Source organism: Microbacterium sp. IEGM 1404 (assembly GCF_030056775.1).
Taxonomy (GTDB): domain Bacteria; phylum Actinomycetota; class Actinomycetes; order Actinomycetales; family Microbacteriaceae; genus Microbacterium.
The window spans coordinates 1-16,228 of sequence record NZ_JASHKP010000003.1; the positions used below are offsets into that span (position 1 = coordinate 1).

Sequence of the window (16,228 nt, forward strand, 5' to 3'; positions counted from 1 at the left end):
CGCTGCGAAGTCGACCACACCCACGACCACGCCCTCGGCGGCCCCACCGACGTCAGCAACCTCGCCCACCTGTGCCAGCGACACCACACCCAGAAACAATTCACCCGCTGGAAAGTGAGACAACTCCCCGCCGGAATCCTCGAATGGACCTCCCCCACCGGACGCGTCTACACCGACCACCCCCTCCCGTACACACCCGCGGTCCGATTCCTCCCCGACGAACCGGCACCACCGCCACCACCCCACCCGCCCGGAACCTGCAGCGCAGAGCCCGCACCGTTCTGAGGAATGCCCGCGCGGCGGGGGCCTCCTCTGGTGCGGGAGCGGGCGCCGGCGCATGTGCGGGGCGCGTGTGCGTGTGCGGGGCGCGTGGGCGGCCATCGCCGCACGGCTCGCGGGCGCGGTTCACGCACATCGAGCGAGGGGAAACTCGCACCACCGTGGTCGTCCTGGTCGAGCCGTCGACCGTCGGTCCTGGCCGAGCCGGCGACCGTCCGTCCTGGCCGAGGGCACCGCGACTCGCGCAGCCTAGTCCCGACCGCTCCGCCACGGGGGTCATTCAGAATTGTCTCGATTCTCGCTACCGTGGAGCCGTCGACGCGGTCTCTGCACGCCGCGACGAGAGAGGGGCAGCTCGTGGATTCGGAAGAACTGTCGGCACCGGCGGGAGTCGCCGCAGCCCTCGGGGTGAGCGATCGGCTCGACCACCACGAGCGGAAGCGTCTTCTGGCGAGCGAAGTCATCGCCGCACTCCTGGGCGCCGAGCCCCGCGATGTCAGGGTCGTCCGCGAGGCTCCCGCGCAGTTCGGCTATCACCCCCGCCTGCTCGCGACGGTGGCGGGTGAAGAGGTGCCCCTGTCCATCCACACGTGCAGCAGGGGTCCGGCGACCGTCGTCGCGGTCGCCGACACCGTCATCCCGCTCGGCGTCGACCTGCGCGCGGCGAACCCGACGGCGGCAGACCTCGAAGAGATGCGTCGGCACTCGCACCTCTTCCCGGATGCCGGCGCGGCGCAGCTGCTCGCCCACTGGACCCGCGTCACCGCCGTCCGTCACGCCGACGGCCGCGGATCCCGGGTTCAGCCCGAGCACATCCGCCTCGATGAGGACCTCTCCCGGGGATGGGTGCCGGACCGCCCGGTGCACTACTCTCTGGCCGACCTTTCGCGCGACCCGTGGACCGTGACCCTGGCATACGGGGTGGGGCCGCGATGACCGACGCGCTGTGGACCCAGAACGTCGATCCCCTCTCCAGCCTCTGGCTGTCGGCGCTCGTCGCCGCCATCCCGCTCGTGATCTTCCTGCTGTGCCTGGTCGTACTCAAGCTCACCGGGATCGTCTCCGCAGCCATCGCGGTCGTCGCCGAAGTCATCGTCGCGGCCCTGGTCTTCGGGATGCCCGCTCCCGCGATCGGCGGGTCGGCGCTGATCGGCCTGCTCACTGCCGTCTGGCCGATCGCTTACATCATCGTCATGGCCGTCTGGCTGTACCGGTTGGCGGTCGCGAGCGGGCGATTCGACGTCATCCGGGCCTCGATCTCGGGCATCTCCACCGACCAACGCATCCAGGTGCTGCTGATCACCTTCGCCTTCGGAGCGTTCCTCGAGGGGGCCGCGGGGTTCGGTGTCCCGATCGCGATCTGCGCGGCGCTGCTCGTGCAGCTGGGATTCCGCCCGGTCAAGGCGGCGATGCTGTCGCTCGTGGCCAACGTCGCGGCGGGGGCGTACGGCGCGATCGGCATCCCGGTGATCGTCGGTGCCCAGGTGGCGGGGATCGATGTCGCCGAGCTGTCGCGCACGATGGTCCTCCTTCTGCAGCCGCTGACGTTCCTCGTGCCGTTCCTCCTCGTCGTGATCCTCGACGGATGGCGCGGGCTGCGGGAGACGTGGCCGGCCGTCCTCCTCGTGAGCGTCGTGTTCAGCGGCATCCAGGCGGGAGTCCTGTGGTTCCTCGGACCCGAGCTGGCCGACCTCGGTGCGGGCCTCGGCGCGATGGTGGCGCTGTTCCTCTTCGGCCGCGTATGGCAACCCCGGCACGTCTTCCGCGAGGGGGGCACCGAGGCGCCCCCGGTCGAGCGGCACACGGCGCGCGAGGTGATCGTGGCGTGGAGTCCGTTCTACATCCTGACCGGCTTCATCCTCGTGTGGAGCCTGCCGTGGTTCAAGGCGCTCTTCGCCGCCGGCGGACCGCTGAGTGCGGCGGTGCTGAAGCTGCCGATTCCCGGCCTCACGGGCGAAGTCGCCACCGCCAGCGGCACGACCGTCGCGGTGACGTGGGACTTCACGCCCCTCAACGCCACCGGGACGGCGATCCTTCTCGCGGTGCTCGTGTCGTTCTTCACGACGCCGCGCCTGTCGGGCTCCGATCTGGGCCGCGAGCTCGCCGCCACGCTGCGCGAGCTCTGGCGGGCACTGGTGCTGATCGCCGCGATCCTGGTGCTGGCCAACATCGCGAACTACTCCGGAGGGTCGGCGAGCATCGGGAGCGCGCTGGCCGCGGTGGGTCCGCTGTTCCCGCTGTTCGCGCCGATCATCGGGTGGATCGGAGTGTTCCTCACCGGGTCGGTGGTCAACAACAACACCCTCTTCGGTCCCCTCCAGGTCGCGACGGCCGAGCGCATCGCCGTTCAGCCCGACCTCCTCATCGCCGCGAACACCGCCGGCGGCACCACGGCGAAGGTGGTGTCCCCGCAGTCGATCGCGATCGCGGCGGGAGCGGTCGGCCTGTCGGGGCGAGAGGGTGAGATCCTTCGGGCGTCCATCGGCTACAGCCTGGGGATGCTCGTGGTGATCAGCCTGTGGGCCTTCGTGCTCTCAGGGCTGTTCCCGGGGTGACGCCCACCCCACCCCGTCCCGTTCCCCCCACGTCCATTCGGCGTCTCCTTCACGTCTGTACCCTCGGACCCGACACGCGCGGGAACGGGGGCTCTCATGACGACGTCCGCGCCGACACGGGTGTCCCGGCTGAGGACCCTCGGCATCGCCGCGCTCGTCCTTGCCGCCATCGGACTCGGCGGCGGCTTCGTGCTGGTCTTCGGCTGGTCGATCGATGAGACGCACTTCGATCGCCCGAGCGCGGAATTCGATGCCTTTGCTGCGGAGATCGCCGCGATGCCGGGCGTCGGGGCCGTCGAGAAGGAACGGTGGGTGGAGGCGCCCGCCTTCTGGAGCCCGGTGTCCTCCCTCCGGGTCACGGTCGAGCGCTCCGGACTGCCGGCCGTCCTCGAGATCGCGTGCTCTTCGCGGAACGCCGACCCGATCGACTGGGGGCTCGTCGTGCAGACACCCGCGCGTGCCCAGGTGTGGGTGTTCGCCGACCGTACGGAATCCGGCTGCCCGGACTTCCGGCTCGACGTGGTGCCCACGGTGGATGCGGTGGACCGCCTCGCCCCGGGGCGCAGCATCCAGGCCGCCGTATGGGAGAACGGTCGCCTCTCGTTCTAGGACCTGCTCGACGGCCGCGCGGAGGTCTCGTCGATGATCCCGTTCGTCGCCGCGGCCGACGACCTGCGGGGGGCCGCCGGCGTCGAGGCCGACCGCGAGATCGAGATCAGCGGGCCGCAGCTGACCGCTGTACCTGCGCGGGGAGAATCAGCCGCGTACGCCGCGCTGCTGCGCACGATCGTCGACGAGTACGGCGTGACGGAATTCTGGGACGGTGCCGGCGGAGGTACGCCGACCGACGGTGTCCCGAGAACCCAGATCAGAGGCGATCCTGCCTCCGCGGACGCCGTCGAGGCGGCTATCCGTGCCTCGGGCCTCCGTCTCGCGGACGCGCCCGTCGTGTTCCGAGAGGACTGATCCGACGGTTCGCAAGTGCCCCCTCTGGCGGGGAGCCGCTTGCCATGATGTGGGAATGGATGCCTCCACCGACGACGCCGCGGCGGTCGACACCGATCCCCCCGCCTCGCCCGTCGGTCCTGATGCGCGCCGCGCCCGCGCGCTCGTCGTCGGGGTCGTCGCCACCGTGCTCTTCGTCGCACTGCGACTCGTCGTCGCCCTGTCGGATTCGGCGCCTTTGCCGATCGACGCCGCGTGGGACGACATGATGTCGGCCATCGCCTCGCCCGTCGGCGTCATCGTCGCGTGGGTGCCGGCGATCGTGGGCGGCACGATCGGCATGATCCTGATCGGGGTCGCGACGACCATCGTGTTCCTCGTGCGCCGCCGCCCCTGGGATGCGCTCAACGTCGGGGGAGCCATCGCCCTCGTCGTCGCGATCGGAGCACCGATGGCCGCGGTGATCGCCCGGGCGCGGCCGGCCGACTCGCTCGCCGAGACGGTCGCGACGTCGTTCCCCTCGGGGCATACGGCCGTGGCCACCACGATCGCGGTGACGCTCGGGCTCATCCTCCGACGCCGCTGGGTGTGGGCGGTCGGCGCGACCTGGGTCGTGCTCATGATGTGGAGCCGGACCTACCTGCACGCCCACTGGCTGTCGGATGTGACGGCGGGGATGCTGGAGGGCGTGGCGGTCGCGACGCTGGTGTGGGCCGCCATCGAAGTGGCAAGAGAGCGCCGCGCGCAACGGGCTGCCACGGCGGCGGTCTGAGCGCTACGGTGCACGGATGACATCTGCCAGTGCCGCCGCAGACAAGGCGCAAGATTCGACCGCTTTCCGTGTCGCCGCCCGTGTGGGCTACGTCGTCCTCGGGCTGCTGCATCTTCTCATCGGCGTGATCGCGATCACCATCGCCACCGGCGGCGCGGGAGACAGCGCCGACCAGTCCGGGGCCCTCGGTCAGGTGGCCGCCGCACCCGCGGGGATGTTCCTCCTGTGGGTCATCGTCGTCGGCCTCGCCGCCCTGGCGATCTGGCAGATCAGCGAGGCGATCGTCGAGCGGAACCCGGATGCCAAGAAGCGCTGGGGATATCGGGCGAAGTACCTCGGCACGGCGGTGGCGTACGCCGCGATCGCCGGCACCGCGTACACGGTGGCGACGGGCGGCCAGGCCGACTCGTCGGGCCAGACGAAAAACTTCAGCGCCACGCTGCTCGCGTCGCCCGGCGGTGTCTTCCTCCTCGTCCTCGTCGGTGTGGCCGTCGCGGCGGTGGGCGTCGCATTCGTCGTCCGCGGCATCACGCGCGCGTTCCTCAAGAGCCTGTCGGTGCCGAGCGGCCCCGCGGGCCGAGGCATCCGTGTGTTCGGCACCGTCGGATACGTCGCGAAGGGTATCGCCGTGGGCGTGGCCGGCATCCTGTTCGTCGTCGCGGCGCTGACCCACGACCCGAATGCCGCGAGCGGTCTCGACGGTGCCCTGCGTTCCCTCGCCGGCCTGCCGTTCGGCCAGATCGTGCTCTGGCTCGTCGGTGCGGGTCTCGTGGTCTACGGACTGTTCTGCTTCGCCCGTTCGCGCTACGCCCGCATGTGACGCGCGGCGCTCGGCCGTGGGAGGGTTCGGGTATGCACGCTTCTCTCCCGGGCGGCGCGTTCGCGCCCACCGACGTCGATCCCCGCGCCGCCGACTGGAGTGCGCGGTGGGACCGCCTCTGGCCGGACGCCGAGCCGAGCGGTCCTTCGTTGCGGACGGTGCACCCCGACCGCTGGGTGCGTTTCCACACGCTCCCCGGTGCCGCCCGCGTCGCGCAGACGCCGGCCGATCGCGCCCGTGTCGCGCGCATCGTCGACGAGCTGTGCGACGCCGCGCGCGCGGCATCCGGTGACGGCCCGCTCCTCGTCGTCGGCGAGGACTGGGATGCCGCCGACGGTGCCGGCGGATGGACGCGGCACCTCCTGCCCGGGGCGCGCGCCTGGCGCGTCGCCGACGGGGAGGACGCTCTCGCCTACTTCTGGGTCGACGTCGACGTGGACCTCGAGCCGGTCCTCGCCGCGGTGATCGACGATCGCGCCGCCGTGCTGCTCACCGACGCGGGCATGCGTTGGGGCGTCGCCCCCTACGACGGCGGTGTCGACGTCTTCCTTCCGGATGCCGAGACCCGCGCGGCACTGGCGGAGCGATTCTCCGCGTGGCGCTCGCCGCGGCCCGACGGGCTGTGACGCGCGCGGATCACCCGCGCGGACGGGCTCCGGCGATGAGCAGCGACAGGCCGAGCTCGAACGCGCGCGTGGCGACCGGGTCGACCGGGTCGTAGCGCTCGAGCGTCGCATAGGCGGCGGCGAAGCGCGGCACCGTCTCCTCCTGCCCGGTGGGATCGAACATGACGCTCGGTCCCGACATGTCGAGCACGCTGCCGAGGATGAAGGACTCGAAAGCCGTCAGCAGCGGCAGGATGTCGTCGCTCGTCCAGCCCACTCGCTCGGCGGCCCGTGCGAAGTCCTCGTACTGCGACATCAATGAGGGCGCGGACGACCGGTGCGACATCAGCAGCGGGATCGTCTTCGGATGCCGCCGGAAGGCATCGCGATAGGACCGTGCCCACAGCGCCAGCCCTTCTTCCCACTCCCGCTCGCGTAGGCCGGTCGAGTCGATACGCGCGGAGACGAGCGCGCGGACGTCCTCGATCAGGGCGGCCAGGTTCGGCACGTGGTTGTAGAGCGACGTCGGGTGCACGTTCAACCGATCGGCGACGCGGCGGATGCTCGCCCCGTCGGGTCCGTCGCGATCGACCAGGGCGAGTGTCGCGCGCGCGATCGCCTCGCGGGAGAGCTTCGGATGCGACGGCCGGGGCACGACGGAGCCTTTCGGTCGGGGTCTGACAACGCTACGCGATCGGCCGTGTTTCGGCGGTGTATCGGTGCCGTGAAGAGTCGGCGAAACGGGCCACGGGGGATGGAAAGAAACCGTAGCGTTCCTAAAACCTACGCTGTATGTTTCTTTCCAGCGTGGTCTCAAGGAGGTTTCCATGGCAGTCGTCGTGTTCCACGGTGGCGTGATCCGGGTCGATGGCACAGGCCCGGACGTCGATCGGCTGGTCGTCGTCGACGGCGTGATCGCGCACCCCGATCACCCGATCCCCGCGGATGCCGCGACGATCGATCTCGACGGTGGACTGCTGCTCCCCGCCTTCCGCGACGGGCACGCCCACCCGCTGCTGGCGGGGCGTGAGCACAGTGGCCCCGTCCTGCGCGATGCCGGCTCGGTCGACGAGATCGTGGAGCGGGTGCGCGCCTGGAGCGCCGCGTCCGACGAGCCGTGGTTGATCGGGGGCAGCTACGACGCCACCCTCGTCGACGGCGGCGTCTTCGACGCGCGCTGGCTCGACGCGGCCGTATCCGATCGCCCGGTCGTGCTCCACGCGTGGGATTACCACACGGCCTGGGTCAACACCGCGGCTCTGGAAGCCGCGGGCGTGGATGCCGGTACCCCCGATCCCGCGCTCGGGCGCATCCTGCGCCGGGCCGACGGATCGCCGCGCGGCACCCTCGTCGAGCGACCCGCGATCGATCTCGTGCTCGATCGTGCTCCCCGCCCGAGCGTGGCCGCCGATGTCGAGGCGCTCGGCTGGGCCACGCGGCACCTTGCGGCGCAGGGCATCACGTGGGTGCAGGAGGCCTGGACGGAGGAGCACGACGTCCCGTCCTGGATCGCCGCAGCCCGCGCCGGCCGCCTGAACGTCGACGTCGACCTCGCCCTCCGCGCCGACCCGCGGCGGTGGCCGGGACAGCTCGAGCATCTGGATCGCATCGCCCGCGCCGTGCGGGACGAGCCCAGCCTGACGTGTCGCACGGTGAAGTTCTTCGTCGACGGCATCCTGGAGAATCACACCGCCCACCTGCTCGAGTGCTACCACGACGCCCAGACCCGGGGCCTCCCCAACTGGCAGCCGGACCAGCTGGTCGATGCGGTCGCCGCGTGCGACGCCGCCGGGTTCGACGTCCACCTGCACGCGATCGGCGACGCGGCGGTCCGCGCCGCGATCGACGCGGCAGAACGGATCCGCGAGAGTCTGCGCCGCGGACGACGGCTGACCGTCGCGCACGCCCAGGTCATCGACCCGGCGGATCTGCCGCGCCTGGCCGAACTCGACGTGACCTTCTGCTTCCAACCGCAGTGGGCCATGCCCGACGCGGTGATGACCGACCTCACCCTTCCGCGCCTGGGACCCGGGCGCGAACGGCAGTACCGCATGCACTCGGCCCAGAAGGCCGGTGCCCGCCTCAGCTTCGGCAGCGACTGGCCCGTCACCTCGCCCGGAGTGCTCGCCGGGATCCGCACCGCCGTCACCCGCCAGGACGCCGACGGGCTCCCCGTCGGCGGCTGGCAGCCCGACGAGCGACTCACCATCGCCGAGGCCCTCGACGCCGCCACCCTCGGCGTCGCCCACCAGGCCGGCGATCAGGACCACCGGGGGACCCTGCGCCCCGGAATGATCGCCGATCTCGTCTGGCTCGACCGGGACATCCGCCGCATCCCGGCGTCCCGGATCGCCGACGCGCGTGTCCGCGGCACCTGGCGCCGCGGCATCCCTACCTTCACCGCCGTCCCCGCGGCAACCGTTCTCTGACCCGAACAGGAACCCGATGTCCTCCTCCACCGACACCTCGCTGCGGCGAGTCATGGGAGTGCCCTCCCTCGTCATCTTCGGCCTGGCGTACATGGTGCCGCTCACCGTGTTCACCACCTACGGTCTCGTCGCGGTCACCACCGGCGGCCACGTGCCGACGGCCTACCTGGTGACGCTCGTGGCGATGCTCTTCACCGCATTCAGCTATGCCGCTCTCGTGAAGGCGTTCCCGCGCGCCGGCAGCGCGTACACCTACGCGCGACGGGCGTTCGGTGGCCACGTCGGCTTCCTCACCGGGTGGTCGTTGATGATCGACTACCTGCTGCTGCCGCTCATCAACTACGTGCTCATGGGCATCTACCTCAACGCCCAGCTCCCCGGCATCCCGCCCTGGGTGTTCGCTCTCGCGGGCGTGCTGCTGATCACGGGACTCAACATCGTCGGAATCACCGTCGTGCGAAACGCGAACCTCGTCCTGGTCGGCCTGCAGCTGGTGTTCGCGGCCGTGTTCGTGGTGTGCGCGATCGTGCACGTCGCGCAGAACCCCGGGGTGTCGCTGCTGCAGCCGCTCTACGACGCCGGGCTGACCTTCCCGGGCCTGCTGGCCGGCGCGGCGATGCTCGCGCTGTCGTTCCTCGGCTTCGACGCGATCTCGACCCTGTCGGAAGAGGCGCGCGACGCGCAGCGCACCGTCCCGCGCGCGATCATCCTCACGACGATCATCGGCGGGCTCATCTTCACCGTGATCGCCTACGTCTCGACGCTCGTCGTCCCGAACGTGGCCGACCTGACGAACCCGGATGCCGCGGCGAACCAGATCATGGAGGTCGCTGCGGGCCGCTGGCTCGAGGTGTTCTTCCTCGTCGCCTACATCGCCGGGTGCATCGCCGCCGCGCTGGCCTCCCAGGCCAGTGTCTCCCGCATCCTGTTCGCCATGGGACGCGACGGCGTCCTGCCGCGGTTCTTCGCCCGACTCAGCCGCCGATACCAGACGCCGATCGGCGCCGCCCTCTTCGTCGGTGTGGTGTCGCTCGCGGCCCTGTTCGCGGACCTGAACACCGTGGCATCCCTCATCAGCTTCGGGGCGCTCGCCGCGTTCTCGCTGGTGAACCTGTCGGTGATCAAGCACTTCCTGATCGACGAGAAGCGGCGCGGGGGAGCGGCGGTGTTCCGCTTCGGGGTGCTCCCCGCCCTCGGGTTCGCCCTGACCGCGTGGCTGTGGTTCAGCCTCTCGCCGCTGGCGCTCACGGTCGGTCTGGTGTGGATCGGCGTCGGCATCGTGTGGCTCGCGGTCCTCACGCGCGGCTTCCGTCGGCGCCCGCCCGAGGTCGAGTTCGACGACGAGGCCCCCGCCCCCGAGCGCGTTCTGGCCTGACACTCCGGCGCGGTGTCCCGTTCCCCGGGGCACCGCGCCACCCTAGTGTTTTCTTCGTCACCCGAAGACCCGGGGCGTCGTCGCCCCACCCCGTTCCGCGCCCCATGGAGCCCGTCATGACCGACACCCTGTTCGACTACTTCACGGCCGGCGAGCTGCCGACGCCGACCCTTCCCACCGACGAAGCCGTCGCGCTCCTGCGTGACGTGCACGGGCTCGACGCCGAACTCGGCAGCCTCGGCAGCCAGCAGGACCAGAACTTCCTCGTCCGTCCCCGAGGCGCGGGCGAGCCGCTGGGCGTGCTGAAGATCAGCAACCCCGTGTTCAGCGAGACCGAGATCGAGATGCAGGATGCCGCGGCAGCCGCGGTCGCGCGGGCGGAACCGGGGCTGCGCATCCCCGAGATCGTCGCCGGACCCCGCGGCCCCCTCACCGGCTGGTGGGAGACGAGTCAGGGGCGGCTGCACGCGCGGGTGATCTCGTTCGTCCCGGGCTCGACCCTCACGGGCTCGGGCTACCTCCCGCCCCGGACCGTCGAACGTCTCGGCGAGCTGGCCGCGGCCGTCAGCGTCGCGCTCGCGGGAGAGACGCATCCCGCGGCCGGCCGCGTGCTGCAGTGGGACCTGCAGCACGCGGAGCGCGTGATCGCCGAGATCGCCGCGACCGAACCGGATGCCGAGGTGCGCCACTACTGCGCCGCGGCGACGGCCGCCGCCCTGGCCGCGCTGCACCCCGTCGCCGCCGCCCTGCCGCGGCAGCTCGGTCACTTCGACGTGACCGATGACAACGTCCTGCGCCCGCACGGCGTGGGCACGCTCCCCGATGCCGTCATCGACTTCGGCGACGTCATCGAGTCGTGGGCCGTGGGCGAGATCGCGGTCACGGTGTCGTCGGTGCTGCACCACGACGGAGCGTCGTACGCCTCGACGCTGCCCGCGATCGCGGCGTTCGACCGGCGCCGTCCGCTGTCCGACGACGAGATCACGGCGCTGTGGCCGCTCGTCGTGCTGCGCGGGGTGGTGCTCGTCCTCAGCGGCCGCCAGCAGGTGCGCCTCGACGACGCGAACGACTACGCCAGCGGCGCGCTCGACCGCGAGTTCGAGATCCTCCGCCGCGCGATCGCGGTGCCGGTCGAGGTCGCGACCGCCCGCATCCGCCACGCGCTGGGCCGCCCCTCCGCCGACGCCGCCGCATGGGAGGGTGCACCGATTCTTCCCGCCGGCATCCGCCCTGTCGTCCTGGACGCCACGACCCTCTCGCCCCTGTCGGACGAGGGCGCGTGGCTTGACCCGGACGCCCTCGACGCCGCGGCGCAGCGCCTGTTGGACGACGGCGCCGACGCGGTCGTCCTCCCCGCGCTCGTCCCGACGCTGCTCGGGGCCCCGTCCCGGACTCCCGAGGAGCCGGCGACCGTGCCGACGGCCGCGTCCGTCTGGTTCGCCGCGCCGACACACCTCGAGCTGCCCGACGGTGCGCTCTCGGTGCGCGTGGGAGATGGCATCCCGAACTCTTCCGCGGAGGTTCCCGCGCGAACGCGCGTGCGGGTACTGCTCACCACGCTCGACCCCGCCGAGATCCCGGATGCCGTGCGCCCCAGCGACCTGCCCGGGTGGCGCGCCGTGATCGGCGACGCGACCCCCGCGCTCGGCGTCACCGCGCCGGAGGCCGTAGCCGACGACCTCCTCGCACGCCGTGAGGCCGTCGTCGCCGAGGTGCAGGAGCACTACTACGCCCGACCGCCGCGGATCGAGCGCGGTTGGCGCGAGTATCTCGTCGGCGTCGACGGACGCGTGTACCTCGACATGGTCAACAACGTCGCCTCCGTGGGGCACGCGCACCCGCGGATCCACGCCGCCGTCTCGCGTCAGACGCGGCTGCTGAACACCAATTCGCGGTTCCACTACGCAGCGATCACCGAGTACGGCGAGCGCCTTGCGACGACCCTCCCGGACGAGCTCGACACGGTGTTCTTCGTCAACTCCGGGTCGGAGGCGGTGGACCTCGCGATCCGTCTCGGCATGGCGGCCACCGGCCGAACGGACGTCGTGGCGATGGCCGAGGCGTACCACGGCTGGACCTACGCCAGTGACGCCGTGTCGACCTCGATCGCCGACAACCCCTACGCGCTCGAGACCCGCCCCGACTGGGTGCACACGGTCGAGGCCGCGAACTCGTACCGGGGCCGTCATCGCGGGCCGGATGCCGCGCGCTACGCGCCCGAAGCGGTCGAACGCATCCGCGCGCTCGCCGCCGACGGCCACGCCCCCGCGGCGTTCCTCAGCGAGACCTTCTACGGCAACGCCGGCGGCGTGGCCCTCCCCGACGGCTACCTGCGCGAGGTCTACGCCGCCGTCCGCGACCTCGGCGGACTCGCGATCGCCGACGAGGTGCAGGTCGGTTTCGGTCGCCTGGGGTCGTGGTTCTGGGGCTTCCGACAGCAGGGCGTCGTGCCCGATATCGTCGCGGTCGCGAAGTCGATCGGTGCGGGCTTCCCGCTCGGCGCGGTCATCACCCGCCGCGAGATCGCGGACCGCTACCGCACGCAGGGCTACTTCTTCTCCTCGACGGGAGGTTCCCCGCTGTCGTCGGTCGTCGGCACGACCGTGCTCGACATCATCGAGGACGAGGGGCTGCAGGAGAACGCCCGCGTCGTCGGCGGACACCTCAAGGCCCGTCTCGAGGAGCTGGGGAAGCGGCATCCGTTGGTCGGGACGGTGCACGGGGCGGGGCTATACCTCGGCCTCGAGTTCGTGCGGGACCGCGACACCCTCCAGCCCGCCACCGAGGAGACCGCCGCGATCTGCGACCGCCTTCTCGAACTCGGCGTCGTCATGCAGCCCACCGGTGATCACCAGAACGTGCTGAAGATCAAGCCGCCGCTGTGCGTCTCCCGGGAGTCGGTCGACTACTTCGGCGACATGCTCGACCGGGTGCTGTCGACCGGATTCTGATCCCGCAAGCCCTCGGCACCGCACAGCTCGGAGGAGTACACCGGAGACAGCCGCTTTCACCCGAGAGGAACCGCCATGCGTGGAGTCATCATGCACGCCGCCGGAGACGTGCGCGTCGAAGACCGCGACGACCCGATCATCCAGGAGCCGACGGATGCCGTCATCCGGCTCGCCGCGTCGTGCATCTGCGGCTCCGACCTGTGGCCGTACCGCGGGGCGGACGACGTGGATGCCACGCCGATGGGGCACGAGTACGTCGGCGTGGTCACCGAGATCGGCGACGCGGTGAAGAACGTGAAGGTGGGCGACTTCGTCGTGGGCTCGTTCATGGCCTCGGACAACACCTGCGAGATCTGCCAGGCGGGCTACCAGTCGCGGTGCGTGCACGTGGTCCCGATGGGACGCGTCGGAACCCAGGCCGAGTTCGCCCGCATCCCGCTCGCCGACGGCACGCTCGTGGCGACCCCCGGGCAGCCCGACGCCGACCTGATCCCCTCCCTCCTCGCCGCGAGCGACGTGCTCGGCACCGGCTGGTTCGCCGCGGTCGCCGCCGAGGTGGGTCCGGGGAAGACCGTCGCGGTGGTGGGTGACGGGGCCGTGGGGCTGCTCGGCATCCTGGCCGCGAAGCAGCTCGGTGCGGAGCGCATCATCGCCATGTCGCGGCACGCCGACCGGCAGGAGCTCGCGCGTCGTTTCGGGGCCACCGACATCGTCGAGGAGCGCGGCGACGAGGGCATCGCGAAGGTCAAGGAGCTCACGTACGGGCTCGGCGCGCACTCGGTCATCGAGGCCGTCGGCACGCAGCAGTCGATGGAGCAGGCGGTGCGCTCGACCCGCCCCGGCGGGCACATCGGGTTCGTCGGCGTCTCGCATGACGTCACGCTCGAGGGGCAGGAGCTGTTCCGCTCCGCCGTGCACCTCCACGGCGGACCCGCGCCGGTGCGCCGCTTCCTCCCCGAGCTGATCCAGCTCATCTGGGACCGCGAGATCGACCCGGGCGCGGTCTTCGACCTCACCCTCCCGCTCGAGGAGGCCGCGGAGGGTTACCGCGCGATGGACGAACGCCGCGCGACGAAGGTCCTCCTCACGATCTGAGCCGCGACCGTCAGGGCGTGAGCACCGTCACGCCGGCCTCCTCCAGCGCGGCGGCGAGCGCCGCCGACGGGGGAGCGTCGGTGATGAGGTAGTCGGCCTTCTCCAGGGCGGCGACCTGGGCGAAGAGGCGTCGATCGAGTTTGGTCGAGTCGGCGAGGATCGCGGTGCGGTCGGCGCGTTGGATCATCTCGCTCATCATCGTCGCGTCGCCGAGATTGCTGGTCGAGAAGCCCGAGGCATCCACTGCTCCGACCGCGATGAGGGCGTAGTCGCAGCGGATCTCCACGTCGGCGCTGCTCGACGCGGCCGCCAGCGTCACCGGACCGGTCGTGGCCTGGGTGATCGTCCGGACGGCGCCGCCGAAGATGAACAGATCGCGGAAGACGCTGGGGGAGATCTCCGCGGGGATCCGCAGATTGTTCGTGGCGATCGTGAGGTTGCGGTGGTTGCGGAGCGCCCGGGCCACGGCCAGCGTCGTGGTGCCGGCGTTGAGCATCACGACCGAGCCGTCTTCGATGAGGTCCGCGGCGATCGTGGCGATCTTCTCCTTCTCGGCGGTCTGCATCTGCAGACGCACGTCGAGTCCGCGGTCGCGTCCGGGGACCGACATCGCGCTCACCGCGCCCCCGTGGGTACGTACGACGATGCCCTCGCGGTCCAGCTGATCCAGGTCACGACGGACGGTGTCGATCGAGACGCCGAAGTGCGAGGCCAGGTCGACGACCGTGACCTGGCCGGTTTCGGCGACGTAGGCGGCGAGTTCGGCTTTCCGCCCTGCCGGAAGCCGCTTCTTGGTCTGAGTGGTTGTGCCCTCCATGCCGTCATCTCTAGCACAGAGCGGCACACAGATCGACGTGTTTCTGCCGAATTCAGCATGAAACGGCACGATTTTGCGGCTCTCATGCATAAAGGCCGCCGTTCCTTGCCGCAATAGTCACGAATTTGCATCGTGATCTTGACGCACGCCGCACATCCGCGCATACTCGTGCTGAAAGACGCAAGAAGGCGCATAACAGCGCGAATAACAGCAGATCTCAATGAGGAGAAACGATGGACAACAGCGGGCGCGGGCGTCGAAACGCCATCAAGCTCGTCGGTGCCGCCGCGGCGGCCACGACACTCCTGGCGATGGCGGGGTGCTCGTCCAGCTCGGCAGCCCCCGAAAGCGGCGGAGACGTGACGATCGAGTTCGCCCAGTGGTGGGAGCCCGAGCTGCCCGACGGACAGTTCCGCGCGCTCATGGACACCTTCGAGCAGGAGAACCCCGGCATCAAGGTCGACCTGGTCAGCGGCCCCTACGCCTCGACCAAGGAGCAGCTCTTCGCGGGTGCCGCCTCGGGCACCATGCCCGACGTCGTCGGTCTCGACGGCGCGTGGGTCAGCGACTTCGCGAAGCAGGGCGTGATCGCCGACCTGTCGAAGCTGATGAGCGACGCCGGTTTCGACGACAGCCAGCTCGCCAGCCAGATCCAGGTGGACGGCAGCACGTACATGATCCCGGTCGTCAACTTCGTGTACCCGATGTTCACGAACGACGCGATCCTCGCCCAGGCGGGCGTCAGCACGCCCCCCTCCACCCGCACCGAGTTCGCCGACGCGGCGAAGAAGATCAAGGCCCTCGGTGGGGATGCCTCGGGGTGGGTGCTCCCGCTGTCGCTCGAGGCGCCCAACGGCGTGCAGAACGACGTGATGTCGTGGGTGTGGGCCTCGGGCGGATCGATGCTGAAGGACGGACAGCCCGACCTGACCAACGCCGACGTCGCTTCGGCCACCGACTACATCCAGCAGCTCTGGAACGACGGGGTGATCGCGCCCGGATCGTTCACGATGAAGGAGCAGGACAAGGTCGAGGAGTTCACGAACGGTCGCGTCGGCATGATGATCGACTCGCTCGCGCACATCAACCTCATCCGCGAGTCGAACCCCGACCTGAAGTTCTCGATCTCGGCCATCCCGGCCGAGGACGGCTTCACCGGGGAACGCGGCATCCCCTACGCCTCGTGGGGCATCGGCGTCGCCGAGAACTCCGAGCACAAGGACGCCGCCTTCAAGCTGGTGCAGTTCCTGATGGGCAAGGACGTCAACTCCGAGCTGTCGACCATGGCCAAGGCGTTCCCCGGCAACACCCAGTCCGAGCCGACCTTCGTGCAGGACGACGAGCTGTTCAAGAAGGCGTTCGAGATCTACAAGGCCGGCTACCCGGCGAACGAGTTCACCGGACTGCCCGTCGCCGAGGAGCTCATGCGCCAGTTCGGCGAGCAGTTCCAGTCCGCCCTGGACGGCCAGCAGTCGATGAAGGACGCGCTGAAGAAGGCCCAGGACGAGTGGACGTCGAAGTTCTGATCCGACGCTGACAGGGGATGCCGCGCCGATGAACCCGGGCGGCGCGGCATCCCCGCCAG

The 16,228-nt window shown here is 70.6% G+C and carries 15 protein-coding genes; 13 read left to right on the forward strand and 2 right to left on the reverse strand.

Translation table 11 applies throughout. The features are described from left to right. The 8 genes from QM517_RS18385 to QM517_RS10720 form a co-directional block, all read left to right on the forward strand. Positions 1-285: HNH endonuclease (locus QM517_RS18385; RefSeq protein ID WP_303655587.1), on the forward strand; the 285-nt coding region annotated here is incomplete at its 5' end. 351 nt (positions 286-636) lie between these two features. Continuing rightward, a complete protein-coding gene (locus QM517_RS10690; protein ID WP_077051345.1) occupies positions 637-1,215 on the forward strand; it encodes a hypothetical protein in 579 nt (192 codons plus the stop codon). Positions 1,216-1,223: 8 nt separating this feature from the next. Then, complete coding sequence (locus QM517_RS10695; protein WP_160897666.1) at positions 1,224-2,834, forward strand: L-lactate permease; 1,611 nt, start codon at positions 1,224-1,226, stop codon at positions 2,832-2,834. Between the two features lie 96 nt (positions 2,835-2,930). Further along, positions 2,931-3,443, forward strand: coding sequence for a hypothetical protein (locus QM517_RS10700; RefSeq protein ID WP_283287337.1), 513 nt, complete (start codon positions 2,931-2,933; stop codon positions 3,441-3,443). 33 nt (positions 3,444-3,476) lie between these two features. Then, positions 3,477-3,800 (forward strand): hypothetical protein, encoded by a 324-nt coding sequence (locus QM517_RS10705; RefSeq protein ID WP_283287338.1) that lies wholly within the window; start codon positions 3,477-3,479, stop codon positions 3,798-3,800. A 55-nt stretch (positions 3,801-3,855) separates the two neighbouring features. After that, complete coding sequence (locus QM517_RS10710) at positions 3,856-4,551, forward strand: phosphatase PAP2 family protein (protein ID WP_283287339.1); 696 nt, start codon at positions 3,856-3,858, stop codon at positions 4,549-4,551. A 16-nt stretch (positions 4,552-4,567) separates the two neighbouring features. Further along, the gene (locus tag QM517_RS10715; RefSeq protein ID WP_077050767.1) at positions 4,568-5,371 is read left to right on the forward strand and encodes a DUF1206 domain-containing protein; all 804 of its coding nucleotides are present in this window, start codon (positions 4,568-4,570) and stop codon (positions 5,369-5,371) included. A gap of 32 nt (positions 5,372-5,403) precedes the next feature. Then, positions 5,404-5,997 (forward strand): DUF3885 domain-containing protein, encoded by a 594-nt coding sequence (locus QM517_RS10720; protein ID WP_283287343.1) that lies wholly within the window; start codon positions 5,404-5,406, stop codon positions 5,995-5,997. A gap of 10 nt (positions 5,998-6,007) precedes the next feature. On the opposite strand, the gene QM517_RS10725 is transcribed toward QM517_RS10720, so the two are convergent. Next, complete coding sequence (locus QM517_RS10725) at positions 6,008-6,631, reverse strand: TetR/AcrR family transcriptional regulator (RefSeq protein WP_077050765.1); 624 nt, start codon at positions 6,629-6,631, stop codon at positions 6,008-6,010. Between the two features lie 172 nt (positions 6,632-6,803). On the opposite strand from QM517_RS10725, the gene QM517_RS10730 reads away from it, so the two are divergent. From QM517_RS10730 to QM517_RS10745, 4 genes are all read left to right on the forward strand, one after another. Continuing rightward, positions 6,804-8,405 (forward strand): amidohydrolase, encoded by a 1,602-nt coding sequence (locus QM517_RS10730; protein WP_283287346.1) that lies wholly within the window; start codon positions 6,804-6,806, stop codon positions 8,403-8,405. Positions 8,406-8,421: 16 nt separating this feature from the next. Next, positions 8,422-9,780 carry an APC family permease gene (locus QM517_RS10735; protein WP_283287349.1) on the forward strand — a complete coding sequence of 453 codons (1,359 nt, stop codon included), beginning with the start codon at positions 8,422-8,424 and terminating at the stop codon, positions 9,778-9,780. 116 nt (positions 9,781-9,896) lie between these two features. Next, a complete protein-coding gene (locus QM517_RS10740; protein WP_283287351.1) occupies positions 9,897-12,731 on the forward strand; it encodes an aminotransferase class III-fold pyridoxal phosphate-dependent enzyme in 2,835 nt (944 codons plus the stop codon). Between the two features lie 75 nt (positions 12,732-12,806). Then, a complete protein-coding gene (locus QM517_RS10745) occupies positions 12,807-13,826 on the forward strand; it encodes a zinc-dependent alcohol dehydrogenase family protein (protein WP_283287352.1) in 1,020 nt (339 codons plus the stop codon). A 10-nt stretch (positions 13,827-13,836) separates the two neighbouring features. Here the strand turns inward: QM517_RS10745 and QM517_RS10750 are convergent, their stop codons facing one another. Then, complete coding sequence (locus QM517_RS10750; protein WP_077050760.1) at positions 13,837-14,643, reverse strand: DeoR/GlpR family DNA-binding transcription regulator; 807 nt, start codon at positions 14,641-14,643, stop codon at positions 13,837-13,839. A 233-nt stretch (positions 14,644-14,876) separates the two neighbouring features. On the opposite strand from QM517_RS10750, the gene QM517_RS10755 reads away from it, so the two are divergent. After that, positions 14,877-16,169, forward strand: coding sequence for an ABC transporter substrate-binding protein (locus QM517_RS10755; protein ID WP_283287354.1), 1,293 nt, complete (start codon positions 14,877-14,879; stop codon positions 16,167-16,169). Positions 16,170-16,228 lie beyond the last annotated feature (59 nt).